We start from the raw sequence: 20695 nt of genomic DNA, 5'->3' as shown, positions 1-20695 counted from the left end.
ACATGACCGGCCGACCCGGATACCCAAGGAGTCACCAGTGGATCTGACAGGAAAGGTGGCGATCGTCACCGGAAGCGGGCGCGGGCTGGGGTTCGCCTACGCCTCCGCGCTCGCCGGGGCGGGCGCGCACGTCGTCATCAACGACGTGGACGCCGAGGCGGCCGGGGACGCCGTCGCCCGGATCGCCGCCCGCGGCGGCCGGGCCGTGGCGGAGGTGGCCGCGGTCGGGACGAGCCAGGCGGCGCAGGCCCTGGTCGACCGCGCGGTGCGGGAGTTCGGCCGGCTCGACGTCATGGTCGCCAACGCCGGCATCCTGCGTGACCGGGTGCTGTGGAAGATGTCGGACGAGGATTTCGACGACGTGGTCCGCGTGCATCTGCGGGGCACGTTCACCTGCGCCCGTGCCGCCGCGATACGGATGCGCGAGCAGGGGGAGGGCGGCCGCATCATCACCGCCTGCTCGCCGGCGGGCCAGCGGGGGAACGTCGGGCAGACCAACTACGCCGCCGCCAAGGCGGGCATCGCGGCGATGACCCGCACCTGGGCGCTGGAACTGGCGCGGGCCGAGATCACGGTCAACGCGGTGGTGCCCGTGGCGGCGACCGAGATGACCCGCACCATCCCCGCCTTCGCCCCGTACGTCGAGGCGTCGGAGAAGGACGGCGCACCGCTGCCCGGCTGGCTGCGCAAGTCCGAGGGCTTCGGCACTCCCGAGGACGTCGCCGGGCTGGTCGTCTTCCTCGCCTCGGACGCCGCCGGAGGCGTCACCGGCCAGTGCGTCGGCCTCGGCGGCGACAAGCTCTCCCTCTGGTCGCACCCGGAAGAGATCGTCACCGCCTACGCCGACGGCGGCTGGAGCGCCGACGCGATCGCCGCCGCCTGGCCCGCCTCGGTGGGGCGGAAACCGCAGAGCTACGGCATCCCCGCCCCGCAGGTCCCGGGCGCCTGAGACGCCCGCGGACCTGCTGCGGCATCCCCACCCCGCAGATCCTGGGCGCCTGAGACACCCGCGGACCTGCTACGGCATCCCGCCCCGCAGGTCCCGGGCGCCTGAAAACACACACGAACCCCCCACGAGGAGCCTTTTCGATGCCGTCCCCGAACCCGGACGACCTCATCGCGATCGACATGCACACCCACGCCGAGATCTCCGCCGACGGCCACCCGTCCCTGAGCGCCGAGCTGTCGGCCGCCTCCGCCCGCCACTTCAAGACCCACGGCACCCGCCGGCCCGCCATTCCCGAGATCGCGGCCCACTATCGCGAGCGGAAGATGGCGGCGGTGGTGTTCACCGTGGACGCCGAGCACGCGACCGGCCATCCGCCGATCCGCAACGAGGAGGTCGCCGCCGCCTGCGCCGAGCACGCCGACGTGCTGATCCCGTTCGCCGGCGTCGACCCCTGGCGCGGCCGGTCCGGCGTGCGCCTGGCCCGCCGCCTGGTCGAGGAGCACGGGGTCCGCGGCTTCAAGTTCCACCCCAGCCTCCAGGGCTTCGCCCCCAACGACCGCGTCGCCTACCCGCTGTACGAGGCCATCGAGGAGCTCGGCGTTCCGGCGCTCTTCCACACCGGCCAGACCGGCATCGGCGCCGGCGTGCCCGGCGGCGGCGGAATCAGGCTCAAATACTCCGACCCGATGCTGGTCGACGACGTCGCCGTGGACTTCCCCGAGCTCCGGATCATCCTGGCCCATCCGTCGTTCCCGTGGCAGGACGAGGCGCTCGCGGTCGCCACGCACAAGCCGCACGTCCACATCGACCTGTCGGGCTGGTCACCGAAGTACTTCCCGCCCCAGCTCATCAGGTACGCCAACACGCTGCTGAAGGACAAGGTGCTCTTCGGCTCCGACTACCCCCTGATCACCCCCGACCGCTGGCTGGCCGACTTCGCCGAACTCGACATCAAACCCGAGGTCCGGCCGCTGATCCTCAAGCACAACGCGGCCCGGCTGCTCGGCCTGGGCAAGAGCTGACAGGAGCGGCATGCGCAACCAAGGCATCGGCTCGTGGCCGGCCCGGCGGGCACGCAAGACCCCCGGGCGCGTCGCCGTGACCCACGACGGCCGGCACGTCACCTACCGGGAGATGCACGAGCGGGTGGTGCGGCTGGCCCACGTCCTGCGGGACCGGGGCGTGGGACGCGGCGACCGGGTGGCCTACCTCGGGCCCAACCATCCGGCCTTCCTGGAGACCCTGTTCGCCGCCGGGGTGCTGGGCGCGGTGTTCGTGCCGCTCAACACCCGGCTCGCCGGCCCCGAACAGGCCCACGTCCTGGCCGACTCCGGCACCGCGGTCCTCGTGCACGCCGCCGCCACGGATCTGGACGTGCCCTGCCGGATCTCCCTCGCCGAATACGAGGGCCTCCTCGCCGGCGCGGGAAGCGGCCCGATCGACGAGCGGGTCGCTCCCGGCGACGCCTGCATGATCATGTACACCTCCGGCACGACCGGCCGTCCCAAAGGGGCGGTTCTCTCGCACGCCAACCTCACCTGGAACAGCGTCAACGTCCTGGTCGACATCGACCTGACCGCCGATGAGGTGACGCTGGTGGTCGCGCCGCTGTTCCACACCGCGGGACTGAACATGACCTGCCTGCCCACCCTGCTCAAGGGCGGCCGCGTGGTGCTGCAGGGCGCGTTCGACCCCGGCCGGGTGCTGGAGGCGGTCGAGGCCGAGCGGGTGACCCACTTGTTCGGCGTGCCCACGATGTTCGACGCCATCTCCGCCCACCCACGCTGGACCGCGGCCGACCTGTCGAGCCTGCGCACGCTGAACTGCGGCGGCGCGCCCGTCCCGATGCGCACCATCGAGACGTACCTGGCCCGCGGCCTGGCCTTCAGCCAGGGCTACGGCATGACCGAGGCCTCCCCGGGCGTGCTCTACCTGCCGGCGGACCAGGCCGTGGCCAAGGCCGGCTCGGCCGGGGTGCCGCACTTCTTCACCGACGTACGCGTGGTGCTGCCCGACGGCCGCGACGCCGCGCCGGGGGAGAACGGCGAGGTGCTGGTGCAGGGCCCGAACGTCATGACGGGCTACTGGGGCCTCCCGCCCGCCGCCCCGGACGAGCGGCCGCGCACCGGGGACATGGGGCTGCGCACTGAGGAGGTCGGGCCGCACGCCGGGGACGTCGGGTTGCGCACCGAGGAGGTTGGGCCGCGCGCCGGGGACGTCGGGTTGCGTACCGAGGAGGTCGGGCTGCGCACTGAGGAGGTTGGGCCGCGCGCCGGGGACGTCGGGTTGCGTACCGAGGAGGTCGGGCCGCGCACCGAGGAGATCGAGTTGCGTACCGAGGACGCTTGGCTGCGCACCGGGGACGTCTGGTTGCGCACCGGGGACGTCGCCCGGACCGACGAGGACGGATACGCCTACATCGTCGGCCGGATCAAGGACATGTACGTCTCGGGCGGGGAGAACGTGTATCCGGCCGAGGTCGAGGAGGCGCTCGCGAGCCACCCCGCCGTCGCCGAGTGCGCCGTCATCGGTGTCCCCGACGCGACGTGGGGCGAGGTCGGACGGGCCGTCGTCGTGCTCAGACCCGGCGCCACCGCCGACGCCGGCGACCTCCTCGGCTTTCTGCGAGGCCGGCTCGCCAAGTACAAGATCCCCAAGTCGGTGGTCTGGGCCGAGAGCCTCCCCCGAACCCCTTCGGGGAAGATCGCCAAGCTCGATCTGCATGCCGCCCACGCGGACACGACTCCCACTGCCTGAGCCGGAGGGCCGTTCGCCAGGCTCGGCCTGCGTGCCGCCCATACGGACACCACCCCCACCGCCTGAACCGGAGGACCGTCTCACATGCCCATCACCGCCCACGGAATCGACGAACTGAAGGCGCTGGCCGGCACCGACCTCGGCCGTACGGAATGGCTGGAGATCAGCCAGGATCGGGTGAACGCCTTCGCCGATGCCACCGACGACCACCAGTGGATCCACACCGACCCCGAACGGGCCAAGGACGGCCCCTTCGGGTCCCCGATCGCCCACGGCTACCTGACCCTGTCGCTGATCATCCCCCTGTTCGGCCGGCTCCTGCGGATCAGCGGCGTCTCCATGAGCGTCAACTACGGGCTGGAGAAGGTCCGCTTCCCCAGCCCGGTTCCCGTCGGCGCCAGAATTCGCCTGGCCGGCGTCGTGGACACGGTGGAGCAGGTCGCCGGCGGTGTCCAGATGCACCTGACCTTCACGGTGGAGACCGACGGCGGCGCCAAGCCCGCCTGCGTGGCCCAGGCGATCTACCGTCACTATGCCTGAGATCCTCTTGCACGAGAGCACCTGACGGACACGAACAAGCCACTCACCTCGGGCGCAAGCCCCGGCCCCATCGAAGCACCGGGCGGCCAGGCGCGTGATGGCCGTCCCTTCCCGCATCTGTGGCCGTCCGCATGGGCCAGGTCAGGCGTCGCGGTGGTTGATCGCCACAGTTGCCGGCAGGAGGGACAGCACGACGTAACCCACCAGGACGGTGGCGGCCGTCGCGGGGCCGAAGGCTCCGGCGTCGGGCACGGCGGCCAGTTGCCTGGTCAGCGACGGAATCGTCAGGGAGCTGACCCAGTCGTTCCACGGAGCCGGGAGGAAGCGCTCGAGCACGGTCGGGGCCAGTGGGAGCACGACCAGCGCGATGAGCGCTCCCGGCGTCGAACGCAGGACCGTGGCCAGGCCCAGCCCCAGCACCCCGGCGACGGCGGCGCCGGCGCCGCTGGTCAGCACCTCGGTCAGGGCCGTATGCTCGGCGAACGAGGCGCCGATCGGGCGCCCGGCCACCACGGCCTGCGCGGTGAAGTAGGTGGCGAACGCCAGTGCTTGACCTGCGACAGCGGCCATGGCGGCCACCACGGCGGCCTTGGCCAGAAGGAGCGTCCATCGGCTCCGGATCGTGGTCAGCGTGAGTCTGATCATGCCGGTGGTGTATTCGCCGGAGATGGCGAACACGCCCAGCATGCCGAACAGCACGGGCGGAAGGTCGGCGCTGAGGCCGAGACCCGTGCCGACGGCATCACCGCCGGGGCCGTGGGTGTCGAAGTAGCGTGAGATCGAGTAGGCGGCGAAGCCGGTGAGCACAACGGCCGAGAGCGTGGCGGCCAGGACGTAGTAGGTGGCGCGGAGCGAGCGTAGCTTGAGCCATTCCGACGCGACGAGGTCGATCATTTGGCGATCTCCATGAAGGCCTCTTCCAATGAGGTCCGGCGCGGCACCAGTTCGTGCACGGCACAGCCGTGCGCCAGGGCGATGTCGCCGATGGCGGCCGCGGTCAGGCCGGTCACCAGCAGCTCTTCTCCGCCGGCGTCCCGCGCGGCGCGTGCCTCGATGCCGGCGGCCACGAGGCGGCCGGGCACCGGCTCCTCACTCAGGCGGAAGTCCTGGGAGGGGTGCGTGGCCGCTTTTGTGCCCGCGGGCCGGGCGTGTGCCGGCTCCTCACCCAGGCGGGAGCTCTGGGAGGGGTGCGTGGGCGCTGCTGTGTTCGTGGGCCGGGCGGGTGCCGGCTTCTCCACGGCTTGGGCGTCGTGAGCGGAGCGGATGGTCGCGCCGGCCGCTTCGAGCGCCCTGGAGAGGCGGGCCGCGTGGGGGGAGCGGACCAGGACGCCGCTCTGGAAGCGGGCCAGCAGGTCCGCCGTCGTGCTCTCCTCGATCAGCCGGCCCCGGCCGATGATGATGAGCCGGTCGGCGGTGAGGGACATCTCGGTCATCAGGTGGCTCGACAGCAGGACGGTGCGCCCCTCGCCCGCCAGGGATCTGAGCAGTGTCCTGAGCCAGCGGATGCCGTCGGGGTCGAGGCCGTTGACCGGCTCGTCGAGGATGAGCACGCCCGGGTCACCGAGCAGCGCCGCCGCGATGCCGAGGCGCTGGCGCATCCCCTGGGAGAATCCGGCGATCCGCTTGCGGGCCGCCCCGGCCAGGCCGACCTCCTCCAGCACCTCCACGACCCTGCGGCGCCCGATCCCGCCCGCGTACGCCAGCGCCTGGAGATGGGCGAACGCCGTGCGCCCGCCCTGCACCTCGGCCGCGTCGAGCAGGGCGCCGACCTCGCGCATGGGGTCGCGCAGGTCCTGTTTGCGGACGCCGTTGATCAACGCCGTGCCCGAGGTGGGCCTGTGGAGACCGAGGATCATGCGCATGGTGGTGGACTTGCCGGCGCCGTTGTGCCCGAGGAAGCCGGTCACCTGCCCGGGCTCGACGCGGAAGGTGAGCCCGGACACCGCGCGGGTGGAGCCGTACCGCTTCGTCAGTTCGGTGACCTCGATCATTTTCCCACCTTCTGGATGATCTCGGCCGGGCAGCGGGTGCCCGGGGCGGGCAGCTTCCCCGTGGTCAGGTAGGCGTTGGCGTGCCGCCGCACGCAGGTGTTTCGCGCCCACGGCGCGTGGCCGTCGCCGTGCCACAGGACCCGTGCGGACGGGATCTGCTCGGCCACGTGCGCCTGCCCGCGGTAATGGGTGTTGTTGTCGAGCTCCCCGATCGCGAAGAGGATCGGCGGGGCGTCCGTCACCCGCAGCGGGCGCGGCGCCCAGGACGCGCCCCCGCTGCGCCCCCAGCATCGCCCGAGCTCGAGACGTCCTTCGAGCCAGCCGAACCTCGGCGCGATCTGGCGGAGCCGGGCCTCGATGCCCTGGAACTCCTCGTATGTCGGCAGCTTCGGCATGAAGTCGTTGCACAAGGAGTCCTGGCTCACCGACGTGCCGCCCTCGTCCGGGAGCAGCTCTTCCAGGAAGTCGCCGGCGTCACCGTCGAGGGCCTTGCGGATGGCGGTGGCGAACTGTGGCCACAACGCCGGATTCATGCCTTTGATCGCGCCGGCGTACAGCTGCCCCTCGTGCACCGTCCGTCCGGACGACGCCGGCAGTGGCGCGCGGCGCACCCTGGCCACGAGCTCATCCCACGCCTCGCCGGCGTCCGTGCCGCGCAGGGCGCAGTCGGCGCGGCGGGCGCACCAGTCGCGGAAGCGAGTGAGATGGCGCTCCTGCGTGAGCGCGTAGTCGCGGACCCAGGGCTCGAACTCCTGCCGGGTGTGGTCGGCGGTGCCGTCGAAGTACATCCGGCCGACCCGCTGCGGGAACAGCTCCAGGTAGGCCTGGGCGTAGACGGTGCCGTAGGAGTTGCCCGCGTAGATCAGCTTGTCCTGGCCGAGCGCGGCTCGCAGGGCGTCGATGTCGTGTGCCACGTTCCACGCCGTCATCCCGCGCCAGGCCGATCTGGCCGCCGTGCGGCAGCTCGCCTGATGGGCGGCGTTCTTGGCGGCGTGAGTGTCCCAGTCCTGTTTCGTCCTGGCCAGGAGCAGCCCGTAGACGGAGGCGTCGGGCTCCGCGCAGCTCACCCTGTCGCCGCTCGCCGGCTCCGCCAGGCCGCGCGGATCGATGGCGATGACGTCGAAGCTCCTGCGCAACTCGTCGAGCAGGCCCGGCAGTTCCGGCTGAGCGTCCGGCCCGCCTTCTCGCCGGAGCAACGAGGTGCTGGCGCCCGGCCCTCCGAAGTTGACGACCAGCGGCTTGGCGCTCTCGCCCGTCGCGGGCAGCTTGGCCACGTGCACGGAGGTCCTGGGCCCGCCGGGATCGGCCCAGTCCACCGGGACGGCCAGCTCGGCACATCGCAGGCCGTCCCCGCAGTCCTTCCAGACGAGGCCGTGGGCCTGCGCCGAGGCCAGCGCGATACCGCCGAGCGGCAGGGCGAGACAGGCCGCCAGGCACAAGGCGATGAGTCTGCGTCGGTTCATGGCGGCAACGATGCCGAACGGCGGCGCTTCCGCGCGTCGGAGCCAGATCCGATCTTTCGGATCGGACCAGGGGCATACGATGCCGGTGTACGCGGGCGGAGTACGACCCTGGTCCGACGGCCCGTGCTCCGATTCGCCCCCGGCCGTTCCCCGATAACGTCGAGCTGTGAACCTGCTCGCCCGGCGGCCTCCACCCTGGCTGCTCATCCTGGCCGACACCGTGGTCGCGGCGCTGCTCGCGGCGGCGTCCACGGCGAGTCCGCCGGAGCTGACCACCGATGCCGTGACCACCGTGCTCTGCTGGCTGCTCGCGGTGCCCGTGGCGGTCCGGCGGATCCGGCCGGAGCCCGCCTACTACGGTGCGCTCCTGATCGGCGTCGCCGTGCTGGCGCTGCAGGGCAACCGGCTGATGCCGACGGTGGTGGCGGCCCTGGCCATCTACCCGGTGGCGACCGGCCTGCCGGTGCGGCGGTCGGCGATCGCCCTGGTGTCGGGCCTGCTCGTCAACGGAGGCGCGCTCCTGGTCTCGATCCTGGGCTCGCCACGATCTGCGAACGGCTGGCCCGACCCCGTCGTCATCCTCGGTGCGGCCTGGCTGGTCCTCGTCGCGAGCTGGAGTCTCGGCACGGCGGCGCGCACCCGCCGCGAGTTCGCCGCCCGCGAGGCCAGGAGGCAGGCCGAGCGGGCGGCGGCCGACGAGCGCCTGCGGATCGCGCGCGAGCTGCACGACGTCGTCGCCCATTCGTTGAGCGTGATCACCGTCAAGGCGGGGGTGGCGGCCAAGGTCTTCGACAAGCATCCGGAGGAGGGGCGCAAGGCGTTGCGGACCATCGAGGAGATCGGGCGCGGCTCGCTCGCGGAGATGCGCCATCTTCTCGGCGTGCTGCGCCAACCCGGCAGCCCGCCCGCCGGCGCGCCGCTCCCCGGCCTGGCCGACCTGCCGTCCCTGGCGCGCCAGGCGGCCGAGGCCGGCGTGCGGGTCGAGCTGTCGGTGGACGGAACCGTGCCCGGCGGCATGGAGCCGGCCGTATACCGCATCGTCCAGGAGGCGATCACCAACGTCGTCAAGCACGCCGCTCCCGCCCGCTGCCGGGCCGAGGTGTCGGTCGCCGACGGGAGGGTGCGGATCTCCGTGGTCGACGACGGGCCCGGACAGCGGGTGCTGCCGGGGCGGCCGGGCGGGCACGGGAGGCACGGCAGGCACGGCAGGCATGCCGAGCAGGCATCGGCGTGGTGCCAGTGGCAGGCGCGGATCGGTCATGATGGACGTGATGACGAGGATCATGAGCGTGAGCCCGAGAACGTGGGTCCGGCGAGCCCGGACTGGACACCAGCAGGCCATGCCGGGCCCGGCCGGAGAGGGCACGACAGGGGGAGACTCGTGATCCGGGTGCTCATCGCCGACGATCAGGCGCTCCTGCGCGGCAGCTTCCGGCTGCTGATCGACTCGGAGGACGATCTCACCGTGGTCGGAGAGGCGGGCAACGGGCGGGAGGCGGTGGCGCTCGCGCGTACGGAGTCACCCGACGTGGTGCTCATGGACGTCAGAATGCCCGAGATGGACGGCATCACCGCGACCGGGCAGATCGCCGGGGACACCCGGGTGCTCATCCTGACCACGTTCGACCTCGACGAATACGTCTATTCGGCGCTGCGCGCCGGTGCCAGCGGGTTCCTGCTCAAGGACGCGCCTCCGGACGACCTCCTGAAGGGGATCCGGGTGGTGGCGTCGGGTGAGACGCTGCTCGCGCCGACCGTCACCACCCGGCTGATCGCGGAGTTCGTACGCCGGCCGGTCCAGCAGCCCTTTCACGGGCTCGACACGTTGACCGACCGGGAGCGCGAGGTGCTCACCCTCATCGCCCACGGGCTGTCCAACGCCGAGCTCAGCGCCCAGCTCCAGGTGAGTCCCGGGACGGTCAAGACGCATATCGGGCGTCTGCTGGCCAAGCTCAACGCCCGCGACCGCGCCCAGCTCGTCATCGCCGCCTACGAGGCCCGCCTGGTCACGCCGCGTTAGCCGCCCGATGCGCCCGTCTGGTCACGCCGCGCCCAGTGGGTGCCGCACGAAGTGCGGATGAGCGTCGCCGAGATCGATGCTGTTCTCATCAAGACCGTTGGCGATGTGGAAACGGCCTGCGTCGAAGACGAACTCCACCGCGATGGTGCCGTTCGCCAGGTCATGACTCGGCGAACGCCACTCGAGGAGGGCGACTTCGCGCAGTTCCTGGCCGACGAACGGCTCCAGCCGTTCGTCGGCGCCGGACCAGGCCGGAGCGAGCTCGGCCCCCTCCCAGCCACTGAGCGCGGCCGTCGTGTCGATGCTGTTCCAGCCGATCGACAGCTCGTCGAACTTCCAGTGGCAGATCTCCACCTGGACACCGTCGAAGTCCAGGACGACGGGGCAGTCGGCGAACCAGTCCCCGTCCTCGACGAAGCGCACGATCGCGAACCCCGTCAGACGCCGGCCACCGAGCGCGGCCAGGCTCGGTCCGTGTTCCTCACGGATGGCTTCGAGCCCGGCGAGAAAGGCCGGCTCGAACCCGGAGATCCCCATCATGTCAGGTGATTGTCCAGGTGCTTCGCGGAACCGGCCACTTGATATCCACCAGCAAGCCGACGGCCCGCCGGACAGATCGGGTTCCACCTCGAACGAACGGGCCGCGCAGCCGGCCGGACGGGAATGCACGACGGGCAGAGCCCGCGCCACAACCTCGGGCGCCGGCTGCCTTGGCTGAACGTCCTGATCGAGCGTGCACAAACCACGATCCTCCATGTCTGCGCAGTCAGTCGGCGCGATGAGAAGGGCCACGTCAACGGCCTCGTGACGCGTCCGCGCCCCGAGGGCCCTGCTTCGCGTCTCTTGACGGGGGTGGTGTTCACGTTAACAATGGCTCACAGCTGTTCATGGCCCACTTTTAGCGCTTCACCAGCCCGAAAATGTTAGCGCTAACAATCAAAGGGGCATCCCTATGACCGGACCCGCCACTCCCCGCTCAGCATCCGGCGGCGACCGCAGGACGACCGTCATGATGATCATCGCGGCACAGGGCACTCCGCTCGGTGCCGCCCGTCCGGCATCCGCCACCATCGGAGCCAACGCCTCCTCCGCGCCGGTCGATCGGCACGGCACTCTCCGCCCGGACGGCTGCACCCGGGTGGACACACCCGGCGCCGCGGTGCGCCGGCGGACCTGCGACGTCACCGCCGCCCCGCACGGCGGCATCGCCTGACAGAACCGGCACCGAGCCGGGCGAGGGGCACTCTCCGGCCGGCGGTTCACCACCATCCCGGCGCCGACGGGCACCGGCGCGACGGCCGCCGCGGACACCGCCCGCCCCCGGCGCGTAGCCGCGGGGCCCCGGCCCGACTTCCGCCACGAGAGGAACGCCGATGACATCCACGAGCAGAGACCGATTAAGCGGGAGACGGCGGGGCCGGCGTGCCATGCTCGTCGCCGGCGCCGTGACCGTTCTGGCCGGCTTGCCCATGCACGTCACTCCCGCGCGGGCCGCCGACGGCTCCCTGCGCTCCGGCGACTACGAGCTCGTTCTCGCGACCGCGCAACCGATCGTCGTGCGGCAGGTCACCAGCGGCGCGACGGTGCTCACCGAGCAGCAGCCCCTCCAGCTGATCGTCAAGAACGGCGAGACGCCGGTCGACGCCGGCGGGCGGTACACGTCGGTCGCGCTCGAAGGCGGGCAACTGGTGGGCACCGGGGAGGTGCGCAGCCGCAACGGCAGCGTGTTCAGGTTCCGCGACGGCTACTCGGCCGCCGCCGCGGGTGGGTTCGCGGTGAACCGGACGGTGACCGTCGTGAGCGCCAACGGCGCCGACCAGGGCTTCAACTCCCGCTTCACCATCGGCTCGGCCGGCCCGCGGCCGATTCAGGACTACCAGTTCCTGGCTCCCGGCGTGTGGTACGACCGCAACAGGAACGTTCCCGCGGGCGCGCTGGCCGGCGACTACACCGACGACTACTTCTACTTCCGGGAGATGCGGCTGCCGCTGCCGTTCGTGATGATGCACGATCCCGCCGGCGGCCTCGACGTGAGCATCGCCCACCAGAACCCCCGGCCGGCCTCCCGGGTGGACGAGGGTTCCGGCGCCTGGCTGGTCGACGCCGGCATCACCCACGCCGCCCTGGGCGCCCAGAAGGTGCCCTCGACCAAGGTGGCGATCGTCTACCCCGGCATGGAGGGGGAGAGGAACTACGTCAACCGTGCCGCCGCGTGGGTGCGTCGCAGCAACCCGGTGACCGCCGGATTCACCCAGAACTACGAGTTCCGGATCCGGGTCAACCGGACCGCGGACTTCGGGGCGGCGGTCCGCGACTCGTGGCGTTACCACTGGGACATGGTGAATCCGCAGGTCACCAAGGTTCCGATCCAGCAGGTCTACCGATCGTCGATCGACGTGCTGGCGTCGTACCAGTCGACGTGGGGTGGAGCGCCCGGGCTGCCGTTCAGCGCGCGCCTGCCGGGCGGTGAGGTGCACGAGGTCAGTTACCAGATGGGGTTCGTCGGCCAGCAGCTCCCGGCGGCGTATCTGCTGCTGCGCGACGGGTACCTCAACAACCGCCCGGAGCACGTCACCAAGGGGCGGCAGATCCTGGACTTCTGGGCGGCCAACTCCTGGGCGCCGTCGGGACTGCCGAGAACCTGGTACGACGTGAACCCGCCCGGCTGGCGCAGCTTCTACCCGACCTACCTGCGGATCGCCACCGATGGCATGGAGGGCGTGCTCAAGGCGTCCCGGTTCATGCGCGGCCGTGGCACGCCGGTCCCCTCCTGGGAGGCCTACGCGCGGCGCTTCGGTGACTGGCTGGTCACTCACCAGAACGCGGACGGGTCCTACTACCGGTCCTACAACCTCGCGGGCACCGCGCCGGACAATCGGGCCACGTACAACTCGCACAACGCGATCCCGTTCCTGCTGGAGCTGGCCGTCCAGACCGGCGACAGCCGCTACCGCGCCGCGGCGCTGCGGGCCGCGGAGTTCGCGTGGCGGACCGTGCACCTGCCCGCGACCTACGTCGGCGGCACGCCGGACAACCCCAACGTGACCGACAAGGAAGCCGCCTCGCTCGCCCTGCGCGCCTTCCTGTCGCTGTACGACCACACCCGCGACCAGCGGTGGTTGCAGGCGGCCACGCGTGCTGCCGACTTCGCCGAGACATGGCAGTACGCCTGGAACTACCCCGTGCAGTCCAGCCGGCCGGCCTACGCGCGTCACGGCGTGCGAGGGCAGAGCATCATCGCCACCGGACACTCGGGGATGGACACCTGGCAGTCGGGGATGCTCTACGACTACTACCGCCTCTACCGGGCCACCGGCGACCCCCACTATCTGCAGCAGGCCCGGCTGCTGGCCAACGAGACCAAGCTGACCACGCAGTATCCCGGCAACGCGCTGGGATACGCCCGGGACGGGCTGGTCGAGGAGGCCATCGGCCTGTCCGATCTGCGGTACGGCGGCGTCGGCCTCTGGCTGCCGTGGAACTCCGTCGCGCACGCCGAGTCGCCAGCCCTGTTGCAGGACACCTACGGGAACATGGACATTGACGCCCTGTCGAACGGCCCCGATCCGGACCCCGCGTACGCGCGGGTCCGCAACCGGCACAGCGGCCTCTGCCTGGACGACCACAACGGGGTGACCACGCCCGGCGCCGAGGTCCGCCGGTGGACCTGCGCCGGCACCGCCGCCCAGCACTGGAGCATCGGCTGAGGCGGTGAGCGGGGTCCCTCCCCGCCCGGGGAGGGACCGGTCACCGGAGCGCGCGGGGACGATCGGCACGCCACGTGCGCAGCCGGCCGGCGCGGCCGCGATGGTGGATCACCATCCGCTCATCTCAGGTGAGCTTCCGGGCGGCCAGGTCCGCGGCCCAGGGGGGATTGGCCCCGGCGACCGAGCAGGTGAGCGCGGCGACCCGGGAGGCGAAGGCCGCGGCCTCGGCGGCCCGCTCCAGGCCGAGGGTCTTGAGCCGCCCGCCGAGGAGCCCTTCGGCGCCCAGCCGGTGCAGCAGGCCGGCGGTGAAGGCGTCTCCCGCGCCGACCGTGTCGACCACCTCGGTCGCGACCGCGGGAACGCGGGTGCGCGCGCCGTCCACGGAGACGAGCGCGCCACGGGGGCCGCGGGTGATGACGATCAGCCGGACGCCCGCGGCGTGCCAGGTGTCGCAGACCTGCTCGGCCGGCTCGCCGGGGTGGATGTGCGCCAGGTCGTCGTCGCTCAGCTTGACGATGTCCGCCACGGCGCACCAGCGAGGCATCCGGGCCCGGTAGACGGCGGGGTCGACGAGCGCCGCCCGCACGTTCGGATCGATCGAGACCGTGACGGTCTCCCGGACGGTGGCCAGCAGTTCCTCGATGTGCCCGGCCCCCGGTTCGCGGACCAGCGCCAGGGAGCCGGTGTGCAGGCATGCCGCCTCCCCGATCCGGCCGGGGGCCAGCTCGGTCGCGCTCCACTGCCAGTCGGCGGCGCCCTCGGCGTGGAAGGAGTATCCGGCCTGGCCCGCGTCGTCCAGGCTGGCCACGGCGAGCGTGCTGGGCTCGGCCGCGGGAACGCAGGCGGTCAGGTCCACCCCGGACGCGTCGAGGTGGGCGCGGAACAGGGCGCCGAAGGTGTCGTGGGAGATCCTGCCGAGGAAACGGGCGCGGGTGCCGAGGCGTGCGAGCGCCACCGCGGTGTTCGCCGGCCCGCCGCCCGGCAGCACGCGCAGGGTCAGTTCACCCCGTTCCGGAATGCCGGTGGTGAAGGCGTCGGCGACGCATTCGCCGAGTACGGCGATCTGGGTCAGGGACATGGGCTGCCTTTCTGGGGGACGGGCAGGCTTCCGGCGAAGTCGCCGACTTGTTACGACCGGAAGGCATTGACGTTTCGTCCCCGGGAGTTCATCATCACTGGCAAGCGGATGTCAACGTTGACATGTGTCAACGTTGACATTTCGATTCCCCCCATAGGACCAGGGAGTACTCCATGTCTCGGACCATTCGGACCACTGGCGCGCTCGCCGCCGGTGCGATCGTGGCGACCATCGCTCTATCGGCTTGCGGCGGAGGGGGCGGCGGCGGGGGGACCTCCCAGGCAGGGGCGGGCTCCGGCACGATCAAGGTCGGTCTCATCACCAAGACCGAGACCAACCCCTTCTTCGTCAAGATGAAGGAGGGCGCCGCGGCCGCCGCGAAGGCGGAAGGCGTGGAGCTGATGACGGCCGCGGGCAAGTTCGACGGTGACAACGCCGGCCAGATCACCGCCATCGAGAACATGGTCGCCGCCGGCGTCAAGGGCATCCTCATCACGCCGAGCGATTCCAAGGCGATCGTCCCCGCCCTGCAGAAGGCCCGTTCGGCGGGGGTGATGGTCATCGCGCTGGACAGCCCGACCGAGCCGCAGGACGCCACCGACGCGCTGTTCGCCACCGACAACTTCAAGGCCGGCGAGCTCATCGGGCAGTACGCCAAGGCCGCGATGGCCGGCAAGCCCGCCAAGGTCGCGACCCTCGATCTCGCGCCCGGTGTAGCGGTCGGGCGGCTCCGCCACGACGGCTTCCTCAAGGGATTCGGCATCGCCGAAGGCGACCCGTCGATCGTCTGCTCCCAGGACACCGGGGGTGACCAGGCCAAGGGGCAGACCGCGATGGAGAACTGCCTGCAGAAGGCCCCCGACATCAACGTCGTCTACACCATCAACGAGCCCGCCGCTCTGGGCGCGTACACCGCGCTGAAGGCCAAAGGCCGGGAGAAGGACGTGCTCATCGTCTCGGTCGACGGCGGGTGCACCGGCACCAAGGCGGTGCAGGGCGGCCAGATCGCGGCCACGTCGCAGCAGTACCCGCTGAAGATGGCCGAGCAGGGCGTCAAGGCCGTCGCCTCCTTCGGCAAGAACGGCACCAAGGTTTCCGGCTACACCGACACCGGCGTTACGCTGATCACCGACAGGCCCGCCGCCGGCGTCGACGCCAAGGACACCGCGTTCGGCCTGCAGAACTGCTGGGGCTAGAACCGATGACCACGACGCTCACGCCCTCGAAGCCCCCGAAGCCCTCGCCTGCCGCCGGCCCGTCGGCCGCGCGGCGGCTGCTGACCACCCCGACCGTGGGGCCCCTGGTGGCCCTGCTGCTCGCCTGCGTCTTCTTCTCCCTCAACAGCGAGCAGTTCCTCAGCGGCGGGAACTTCTCGCTGATCATCCAGCAGGTGATGGTGGTCGGCACGCTGGCCATCGGCCAGACGCTGATCATCCTCACCGCCGGGATCGACCTGGCCAACGGCGCCATCATGGCGTTCGGCGGCATCCTGATGGCCAAGCTCGCCGCGGAGGGCACCGTGCCGCCGCTGGTGGCGATCGCGCTCGGGCTGCTGGTCTGCGCGGCCTTCGGCGCGGTCAACGGGATGCTGGTCACCGCGATCCCGCTGCCGCCGTTCATCGTCACGCTCGGCATGCTCAACGTGGCCTTCGCCCTCACCCACATCTACTCGCAAGACCAGACGGTGGTGAACCTGCCCGCGCCGCTGACCGCGCTGGGGGAGACCTTCGCCATCGGCGACACCCGGGTGACCTACGGCTCGCTGCTGACGATCCTGCTGTTCCTCCTCTTCGCCTACCTGCTGGGGCAGACCGCCTGGGGCCGGCACGTCTACGCCCTCGGCAACAGTCCCGAGGTCGCCCGGCTCACCGGCATCCGCACCGCCCGCCTCACCGTCGGCGTCTACACGGTCGCGGGCCTGGTGTACGGCATCGCCGCGCTGCTGCTGGTCTCCCGGACCGGCGTCGGCGACCCGCAGGCCGGGCAGACCGACAACCTCGACAGCATCACCGCCGTGGTGCTCGGCGGCACCAGCCTGTTCGGCGGCCGCGGGCTGGTCCTCGGAACCCTGATCGGCGCGCTGATCGTGGGCGTCTTCCGCAACGGGCTCCAGCTCATGGGCGTGCCCTCCATCTACCAGACCCTGATCACCGGCGTGCTGGTCATCCTCGCCGTCACCGTGGACCAGCTCTCCCGCAGGAGGATCCGATGACCGACACCCCGCAGACCCCGGTGCTGCAGGCGCGCGGCCTGGTCAAGCGCTACGGTCACGTGACCGCGCTCGACGGCACGGACTTCGACCTGATGCCCGGCGAAGTGCTCGCCGTCATCGGGGACAACGGCGCGGGAAAGTCGAGCCTGATCAAGGCGCTGACGGGAGCGCTCCAGCCGGACGAGGGCGAGATCCTGCTCGACGGCAGGCCGATCCGCTTCCGCAACCCGCTGGACGCGCGCCGGCACGGCATCGAGACCGTCTACCAGGACCTGGCCGTCGCGGCCTCGCTCGACATCGCCGGCAACATGTTCCTCGGCCGCGAGATCCGCAGGCCCGGCCTGCTGGGCAAGGTGTTCCGGATGCTCGACCACAAGCGCATGCGGGAGGAGTCGGCCCGGCACATGGCCGACCTCAAGATCGGGCTGCGCTCGCTCACCCAGCCGGTGGAGACGCTCTCCGGCGGCCAGCGGCAGGGCGTGGCGGTGGCCCGCGCCGTCGCCTGGGCCCGGCACGTCGTGGTCATGGACGAGCCGACCGCCGCCCTGGGCGTCAAGGAGTCGGGACAGGTCCTCGACATGATCCGCCGGGTTCGCGACCGCGGGCTGCCGGTGATCCTGATCAGCCACAACATGCCGCACGTCTTCGAGATCGCCGACCGCATCCACATCCAGCGGCTCGGCCGGCGGATCGGCGTGATCAGACCGGCCGACCGCAGCATGGCCGAGGTCGTCGCGATCATGACGGGTGCGCTGGAACTGGACGAGGACGCATCGAAGGAGGCATCAAGGGACGCATCAGCCGCCGACCGGGAGGAGATCCGCGCCTCCGGATCCTCCTGACCGATGCCAGGAATGCGCTTGATCACCTTTAGCCTGTCCCCGATGCAGTGGTTTCGACGGAGAAGAACGGTGGCCCATGTCCAAGGTACGCCGCGCGACCATGAGCGATGTGGCCCGGGAGGTCGGCGTCACCGCCAAGACCGTCTCCCGGGTGGTCAACGGGGAGAACTCGGTGTCGGCCGAGACCCGCGCACGGGTCCTGGCGGCCATGGAGAAGCTGGGCTTCCAGCCCAACCTGATGGCGCGCAACATGCGCGTCGGGGCGCGCGACTCCACGGTCGGGCTCATCATCCCGGACATGGGCAACCCGTTCTTCGGCACCGTCGCAGGGGGGATCGAGGCCGCGATGCGGCCCCGCGGCCTCACCCTCATCGTCGGCTCCTCGGAGGAGACCGCGGAAGGTGAGCGGTCGCTGACCTCCACCTTCCTCGCCCGCAGGGTCACCGCGCTGCTCGTCGTGCCCGCGGCCGACAGCGACCATCACTCCCTGCGGGCCGAGCGGGGAACGGGTCTGCCGATCGTCTTCCTGGACCGGCCGCCGAGCGGGCTCACCACGGACTGCGTGGTCAGCGCCAACCGGGAGGGGGCCCGTACCGGCGTGGCCCATCTGATCGCGCACGGCCACCGCCGGATCGCGTTCATCGGCGACCTCCCGACGCTGTACACCAGGCGGGAGCGGTTCCAGGGCTACCGGGACGCCCTGGCCGAGGCGGGCATCCCCTTTGACCGCAGGCTGGTGGAGACCGGGCACGACGAGAAGGCGGCAGCGGCGGCCGTCGCCCGGCTGCTCGCGGCGAAGGACCCGGCGACGGCCGTCTTCGCGGCCAACAACTTCGCCGCGACCGGGGTCGTCCTCGGGCTGGCCAGGCTCCGCCGGCAGGAGGTGGCCCTGGTCGGATTCGACGACCTTCCGCTGGCCGAAGTGCTGGAGCCCGCCCTGACCGTGGTCGCACAAGACCCCGAGGCCATCGGGAAGGCGGCCGCCGAGCTGCTGATGGCCCGCCTGGACGGCGACCGGTCCAGGGCCCGGACCGTTGAGATACCGACCCGGCTGATCGTCCGCGGCTCCGGAGAGCTGCCGCCCGGCTGAGCCGGGCGCGTCGCCCGAGAGAGCCCCGATGCCCTCTCGTCCCCCCCGAAAGGCGTGCAATGTGATGCGCGAACTCGCTCGAACACAACGCCATGTCGTCTCCGCGATCCTGGCCATCGCGATCGCCGTGGCCGGCCTCGTCATCGTCCCCGCCGGCGCGGCGCTGGCGGGAGAGCCCGCCGACTATCCCGAGTATCCCTACGCCCCCACCGGCTACGACGAACCGTTCCGCGGCCAGTTCCACTTCAGCTCGCAAGGCGGCTGGATGAACGACGTGAACGCGCCGCTGTACTACCGGGGCACCTATCACCTGTTCTACCAGCACAACCCGCACGGCCTGACCTGGGACACCATGCACTGGGGGCACGCGACCAGCCCCGACCTCGTGCACTGGACGCAACGGCCGATCGCCCTGGAACCCGGGGTGCACAATGCCACGTTGTGGTCGGGCGGCGGCTGGGTCGACACCCGCAACGTGACCGGCCTGAAGAACGGGGATCACGACCCGATCCTGCTCTTCACCGGCACCAACGGCGTCTCCATCGCCTACAGCACCGACGGCGGCAACCGCTTCCAGATGTACGACGGCGGAGCGAAGGTCATCTCGACGCCGTACGAGAGCCGTGACCCCAAGGTCTTCTGGGACGCCGCCCGCAACCGCTGGGGCATGGTGCTCTGGGGCGCCGACGGCGGCAACACCGTGAAGTTCTTCAGCTCGGCGAACCTGCTCTCGTGGACGTATCGGGGCGAGTACCGCGCCGACTGGGCGTTCGAGTGCCCGGACATCTACCAGCTGCCCGTCGACGGCGACACCGGCGACCAACGATGGGTCCTGAACGACGCCCAGGGCGAGTACGCGGTCGGCACCCTCGACAACAACGGCGTCTTCGTCCCGGACGCCGGATTCCCCGCCCCACAGCGCCTGGACCAGGGACGCGCCGGCTTCGACGGTTCGGTCTACGCGGGCCTCACCTTCACCAACCTCCCGACGAACCGGGTCGTCCAGATGTTCTGGCAACCCGGCAACCGCGGCTCGACCTGGACCGGCAACGCGTCCTTCCCCGCCCAGCTCGCACTGCGCAGCTTCCCGGAAGGGCTGCGGGTCACCCGCCTGCCCGTCAGCGAGATCTCTGCCATCCGCCGGCCGGCCCAGACCTGGGGCGCGCGGACGATCACGCCGAGCGACAGTACGGATCCGCTGAACGGCATCCACGCCGACACCTACGAGCTGATCTCGGAATGGGACCTCACCGGCGCCACGGCGGCGGAGTTCGGCTTCCGGCTGCACCAGCGCGCGGACGGCTCCAGTGACCGGACCATCGCCTACAACCGGGCTCTGCGGCAGATGGAGTGGAAGCCGCTGGCTCCGGTCGCCAACCGGATCAAGATGCGCGTGCTGGTGGACCGCGGTCAGGTCGAAGCCTTCGGCAACGACGGACGGCTCTCCTACACGGAGAACACCGACTTCGACTCCTCGCCCGGCAGCCTGGGCATCTCCGCCTACGCGCTCGGCGGCGAGGTCAGGCTGGTGTCGCTGACCTTCCACCGCCTCGACAAGGCGTGGACGCCCGCGCCGGGCGGAACGGGCGAGATGCGCTGGAACGGGACGAACAACTGCGTCGACATGGACCCGGCGGCCGCCAACGCCGCCGCCGTCCGCATCTGGGACTGCTGGGGCGGGCCGAACCAGCAGTGGACGCACCACGCGAACGGATCACTCGGCATCGGCGGGATGTGCCTCGACCAGCCCGCCGAGGTCATCGGCAACGGAGCACCCCTGCAGGTGTGGGCGTGTAACGGGCTGCCCCAGCAACGCTGGACCCGGGTGGGGAACAGCTATCGCAACGCGTGGTCCGGCCGGTGCCTGGACCTGGCCCACGGCGACACCGCCAACGGCCGCCGGCTCCAGGTGTGGGACTGCGTCGGCGGCCCGAACCAGTCATGGGGCTATCCGATGTAGGGCTCCCGCCCGCCGGGGAGGACGTCCCGGCGACGTGACGTCCTCCCCGCCGGGCACCGGGCACCGCTGTTCCCAGGCGAACCCCG

17 protein-coding genes and 1 pseudogene are annotated in these 20695 nt (G+C 71.3%); 13 read left to right on the top strand and 5 right to left on the bottom strand.

Annotation, left to right across the window (positions count from 1 at the left end; genetic code table 11):
• Positions 1-37 precede the first annotated feature (37 nt).
• The 4 genes from IO39_RS27860 (at position 38) to IO39_RS27840 (ending at position 4246) form a co-directional block, all read left to right on the top strand.
• The gene (locus IO39_RS27860) at positions 38-949 is read left to right on the top strand and encodes an SDR family NAD(P)-dependent oxidoreductase (protein ID WP_043628948.1); all 912 of its coding nucleotides are present in this window, start codon (positions 38-40) and stop codon (positions 947-949) included.
• A 140-nt stretch (positions 950-1089) separates the two neighbouring features.
• Positions 1090-1971, top strand: coding sequence for an amidohydrolase family protein (locus IO39_RS27855; protein ID WP_043628947.1), 882 nt, complete (start codon positions 1090-1092; stop codon positions 1969-1971).
• Between the two features lie 10 nt (positions 1972-1981).
• A complete protein-coding gene (locus tag IO39_RS58025; protein WP_245642287.1) occupies positions 1982-3706 on the top strand; it encodes an acyl-CoA synthetase in 1725 nt (574 codons plus the stop codon).
• A gap of 84 nt (positions 3707-3790) precedes the next feature.
• Entirely contained in the window at positions 3791-4246 is a 456-nt protein-coding gene (locus IO39_RS27840; RefSeq protein ID WP_043628944.1) for a MaoC family dehydratase, read from the top strand.
• Positions 4247-4387: 141 nt separating this feature from the next.
• On the opposite strand, the gene IO39_RS51030 is transcribed toward IO39_RS27840, so the two are convergent.
• Genes IO39_RS51030 through IO39_RS51025 form a run of 3 tightly spaced genes read right to left on the bottom strand, consistent with a single transcriptional unit; the run spans position 4388 to position 7700 of the window.
• Entirely contained in the window at positions 4388-5140 is a 753-nt protein-coding gene (locus tag IO39_RS51030; protein WP_052423447.1) for an ABC transporter permease, read from the bottom strand.
• Positions 5137-6237 (bottom strand): ABC transporter ATP-binding protein, encoded by a 1101-nt coding sequence (locus IO39_RS27830; RefSeq protein ID WP_052423445.1) that lies wholly within the window; start codon positions 6235-6237, stop codon positions 5137-5139. Before IO39_RS27830 ends, IO39_RS51030 begins: the two co-directional genes overlap by 4 nt.
• Entirely contained in the window at positions 6234-7700 is a 1467-nt protein-coding gene (locus tag IO39_RS51025; protein WP_169789129.1) for an alpha/beta fold hydrolase, read from the bottom strand. The genes IO39_RS27830 and IO39_RS51025 overlap by 4 nt, the downstream gene beginning before the upstream one ends.
• A 166-nt stretch (positions 7701-7866) precedes the next feature.
• On the opposite strand from IO39_RS51025, the pseudogene IO39_RS59480 reads away from it, so the two are divergent.
• Positions 7867-8841 (top strand): annotated as a pseudogene (locus tag IO39_RS59480) (sensor histidine kinase); the annotation flags it as partial.
• Positions 8842-9081: 240 nt separating this feature from the next.
• Positions 9082-9720 (top strand): response regulator, encoded by a 639-nt coding sequence (locus IO39_RS58015; protein ID WP_043629198.1) that lies wholly within the window; start codon positions 9082-9084, stop codon positions 9718-9720.
• 21 nt (positions 9721-9741) lie between these two features.
• Here IO39_RS58015 and IO39_RS27810 read toward each other — a convergent pair whose 3' ends face one another.
• Positions 9742-10512 (bottom strand): hypothetical protein, encoded by a 771-nt coding sequence (locus IO39_RS27810; protein ID WP_211267196.1) that lies wholly within the window; start codon positions 10510-10512, stop codon positions 9742-9744.
• A gap of 160 nt (positions 10513-10672) precedes the next feature.
• Here IO39_RS27810 and IO39_RS27805 point away from each other — a divergent pair, with 160 nt between their 5' ends.
• Together IO39_RS27805 and IO39_RS27800 are read left to right on the top strand one after the other, a co-directional pair.
• On the top strand, positions 10673-10933 hold the full coding sequence (locus IO39_RS27805) for a hypothetical protein (protein ID WP_157548962.1): 261 nt from the start codon (positions 10673-10675) through the stop codon (positions 10931-10933).
• Positions 10934-11189: 256 nt separating this feature from the next.
• Positions 11190-13427: an RICIN domain-containing protein gene (locus tag IO39_RS27800; RefSeq protein WP_245642302.1), complete on the top strand. Its 2238-nt coding sequence runs from the start codon at positions 11190-11192 to the stop codon at positions 13425-13427.
• 124 nt (positions 13428-13551) lie between these two features.
• On the opposite strand, the gene IO39_RS27795 is transcribed toward IO39_RS27800, so the two are convergent.
• Positions 13552-14505, bottom strand: a complete 954-nt coding sequence (locus IO39_RS27795; protein ID WP_043628931.1) for a carbohydrate kinase family protein — start codon at positions 14503-14505, stop codon at positions 13552-13554.
• Positions 14506-14678: 173 nt separating this feature from the next.
• Here IO39_RS27795 and IO39_RS27790 point away from each other — a divergent pair, with 173 nt between their 5' ends.
• The 5 genes from IO39_RS27790 (at position 14679) to IO39_RS27770 (ending at position 20609) form a co-directional block, all read left to right on the top strand.
• Complete coding sequence (locus tag IO39_RS27790) at positions 14679-15701, top strand: sugar ABC transporter substrate-binding protein (protein WP_043628930.1); 1023 nt, start codon at positions 14679-14681, stop codon at positions 15699-15701.
• Positions 15702-15706: 5 nt separating this feature from the next.
• Entirely contained in the window at positions 15707-16717 is a 1011-nt protein-coding gene (locus tag IO39_RS27785; RefSeq protein WP_043628929.1) for an ABC transporter permease, read from the top strand.
• Positions 16714-17559 carry an ATP-binding cassette domain-containing protein gene (locus IO39_RS27780; protein ID WP_043628928.1) on the top strand — a complete coding sequence of 282 codons (846 nt, stop codon included), beginning with the start codon at positions 16714-16716 and terminating at the stop codon, positions 17557-17559. The genes IO39_RS27785 and IO39_RS27780 overlap by 4 nt, the downstream gene beginning before the upstream one ends.
• A 76-nt stretch (positions 17560-17635) precedes the next feature.
• Positions 17636-18649 (top strand): LacI family DNA-binding transcriptional regulator, encoded by a 1014-nt coding sequence (locus IO39_RS27775; RefSeq protein ID WP_043628925.1) that lies wholly within the window; start codon positions 17636-17638, stop codon positions 18647-18649.
• 64 nt (positions 18650-18713) lie between these two features.
• Positions 18714-20609, top strand: coding sequence for a ricin-type beta-trefoil lectin domain protein (locus IO39_RS27770; protein ID WP_084773608.1), 1896 nt, complete (start codon positions 18714-18716; stop codon positions 20607-20609).
• Positions 20610-20695 lie beyond the last annotated feature (86 nt).

The sequence above is a fragment of the Nonomuraea candida genome (genome assembly GCF_000725485.1).
GTDB lineage: Bacteria > Actinomycetota > Actinomycetes > Streptosporangiales > Streptosporangiaceae > Nonomuraea > Nonomuraea candida.
Note: the sequence above shows the minus strand (reverse complement) of the source record. Positions and strands in the feature narration are given on the sequence as shown.

Excerpts from the sequence above, each read along its gene's own strand:
- IO39_RS27855 (WP_043628947.1), top strand. The coding sequence starts at position 1,090 with ATGCCGTCCCCGAACCCGGACGACCTCATCGCGATCGACATGCACACC.
- IO39_RS58025 (WP_245642287.1), top strand. The coding sequence starts at position 1,982 with ATGCGCAACCAAGGCATCGGCTCGTGGCCGGCCCGGCGGGCACGCAAG.
- IO39_RS27840 (WP_043628944.1), top strand. The coding sequence starts at position 3,791 with ATGCCCATCACCGCCCACGGAATCGACGAACTGAAGGCGCTGGCCGGC.
- IO39_RS51030 (WP_052423447.1), bottom strand. The coding sequence starts at position 5,140 with ATGATCGACCTCGTCGCGTCGGAATGGCTCAAGCTACGCTCGCTCCGC.
- IO39_RS27830 (WP_052423445.1), bottom strand. The coding sequence starts at position 6,237 with ATGATCGAGGTCACCGAACTGACGAAGCGGTACGGCTCCACCCGCGCG.
- IO39_RS51025 (WP_169789129.1), bottom strand. The coding sequence starts at position 7,700 with ATGAACCGACGCAGACTCATCGCCTTGTGCCTGGCGGCCTGTCTCGCC.
- IO39_RS27805 (WP_157548962.1), top strand. The coding sequence starts at position 10,673 with ATGACCGGACCCGCCACTCCCCGCTCAGCATCCGGCGGCGACCGCAGG.
- IO39_RS27800 (WP_245642302.1), top strand. The coding sequence starts at position 11,190 with ATGCACGTCACTCCCGCGCGGGCCGCCGACGGCTCCCTGCGCTCCGGC.
- IO39_RS27795 (WP_043628931.1), bottom strand. The coding sequence starts at position 14,505 with ATGTCCCTGACCCAGATCGCCGTACTCGGCGAATGCGTCGCCGACGCC.
- IO39_RS27790 (WP_043628930.1), top strand. The coding sequence starts at position 14,679 with ATGTCTCGGACCATTCGGACCACTGGCGCGCTCGCCGCCGGTGCGATC.
- IO39_RS27785 (WP_043628929.1), top strand. The coding sequence starts at position 15,707 with ATGACCACGACGCTCACGCCCTCGAAGCCCCCGAAGCCCTCGCCTGCC.
- IO39_RS27780 (WP_043628928.1), top strand. The coding sequence starts at position 16,714 with ATGACCGACACCCCGCAGACCCCGGTGCTGCAGGCGCGCGGCCTGGTC.
- IO39_RS27775 (WP_043628925.1), top strand. The coding sequence starts at position 17,636 with ATGTCCAAGGTACGCCGCGCGACCATGAGCGATGTGGCCCGGGAGGTC.
- IO39_RS27770 (WP_084773608.1), top strand. The coding sequence starts at position 18,714 with ATGCGCGAACTCGCTCGAACACAACGCCATGTCGTCTCCGCGATCCTG.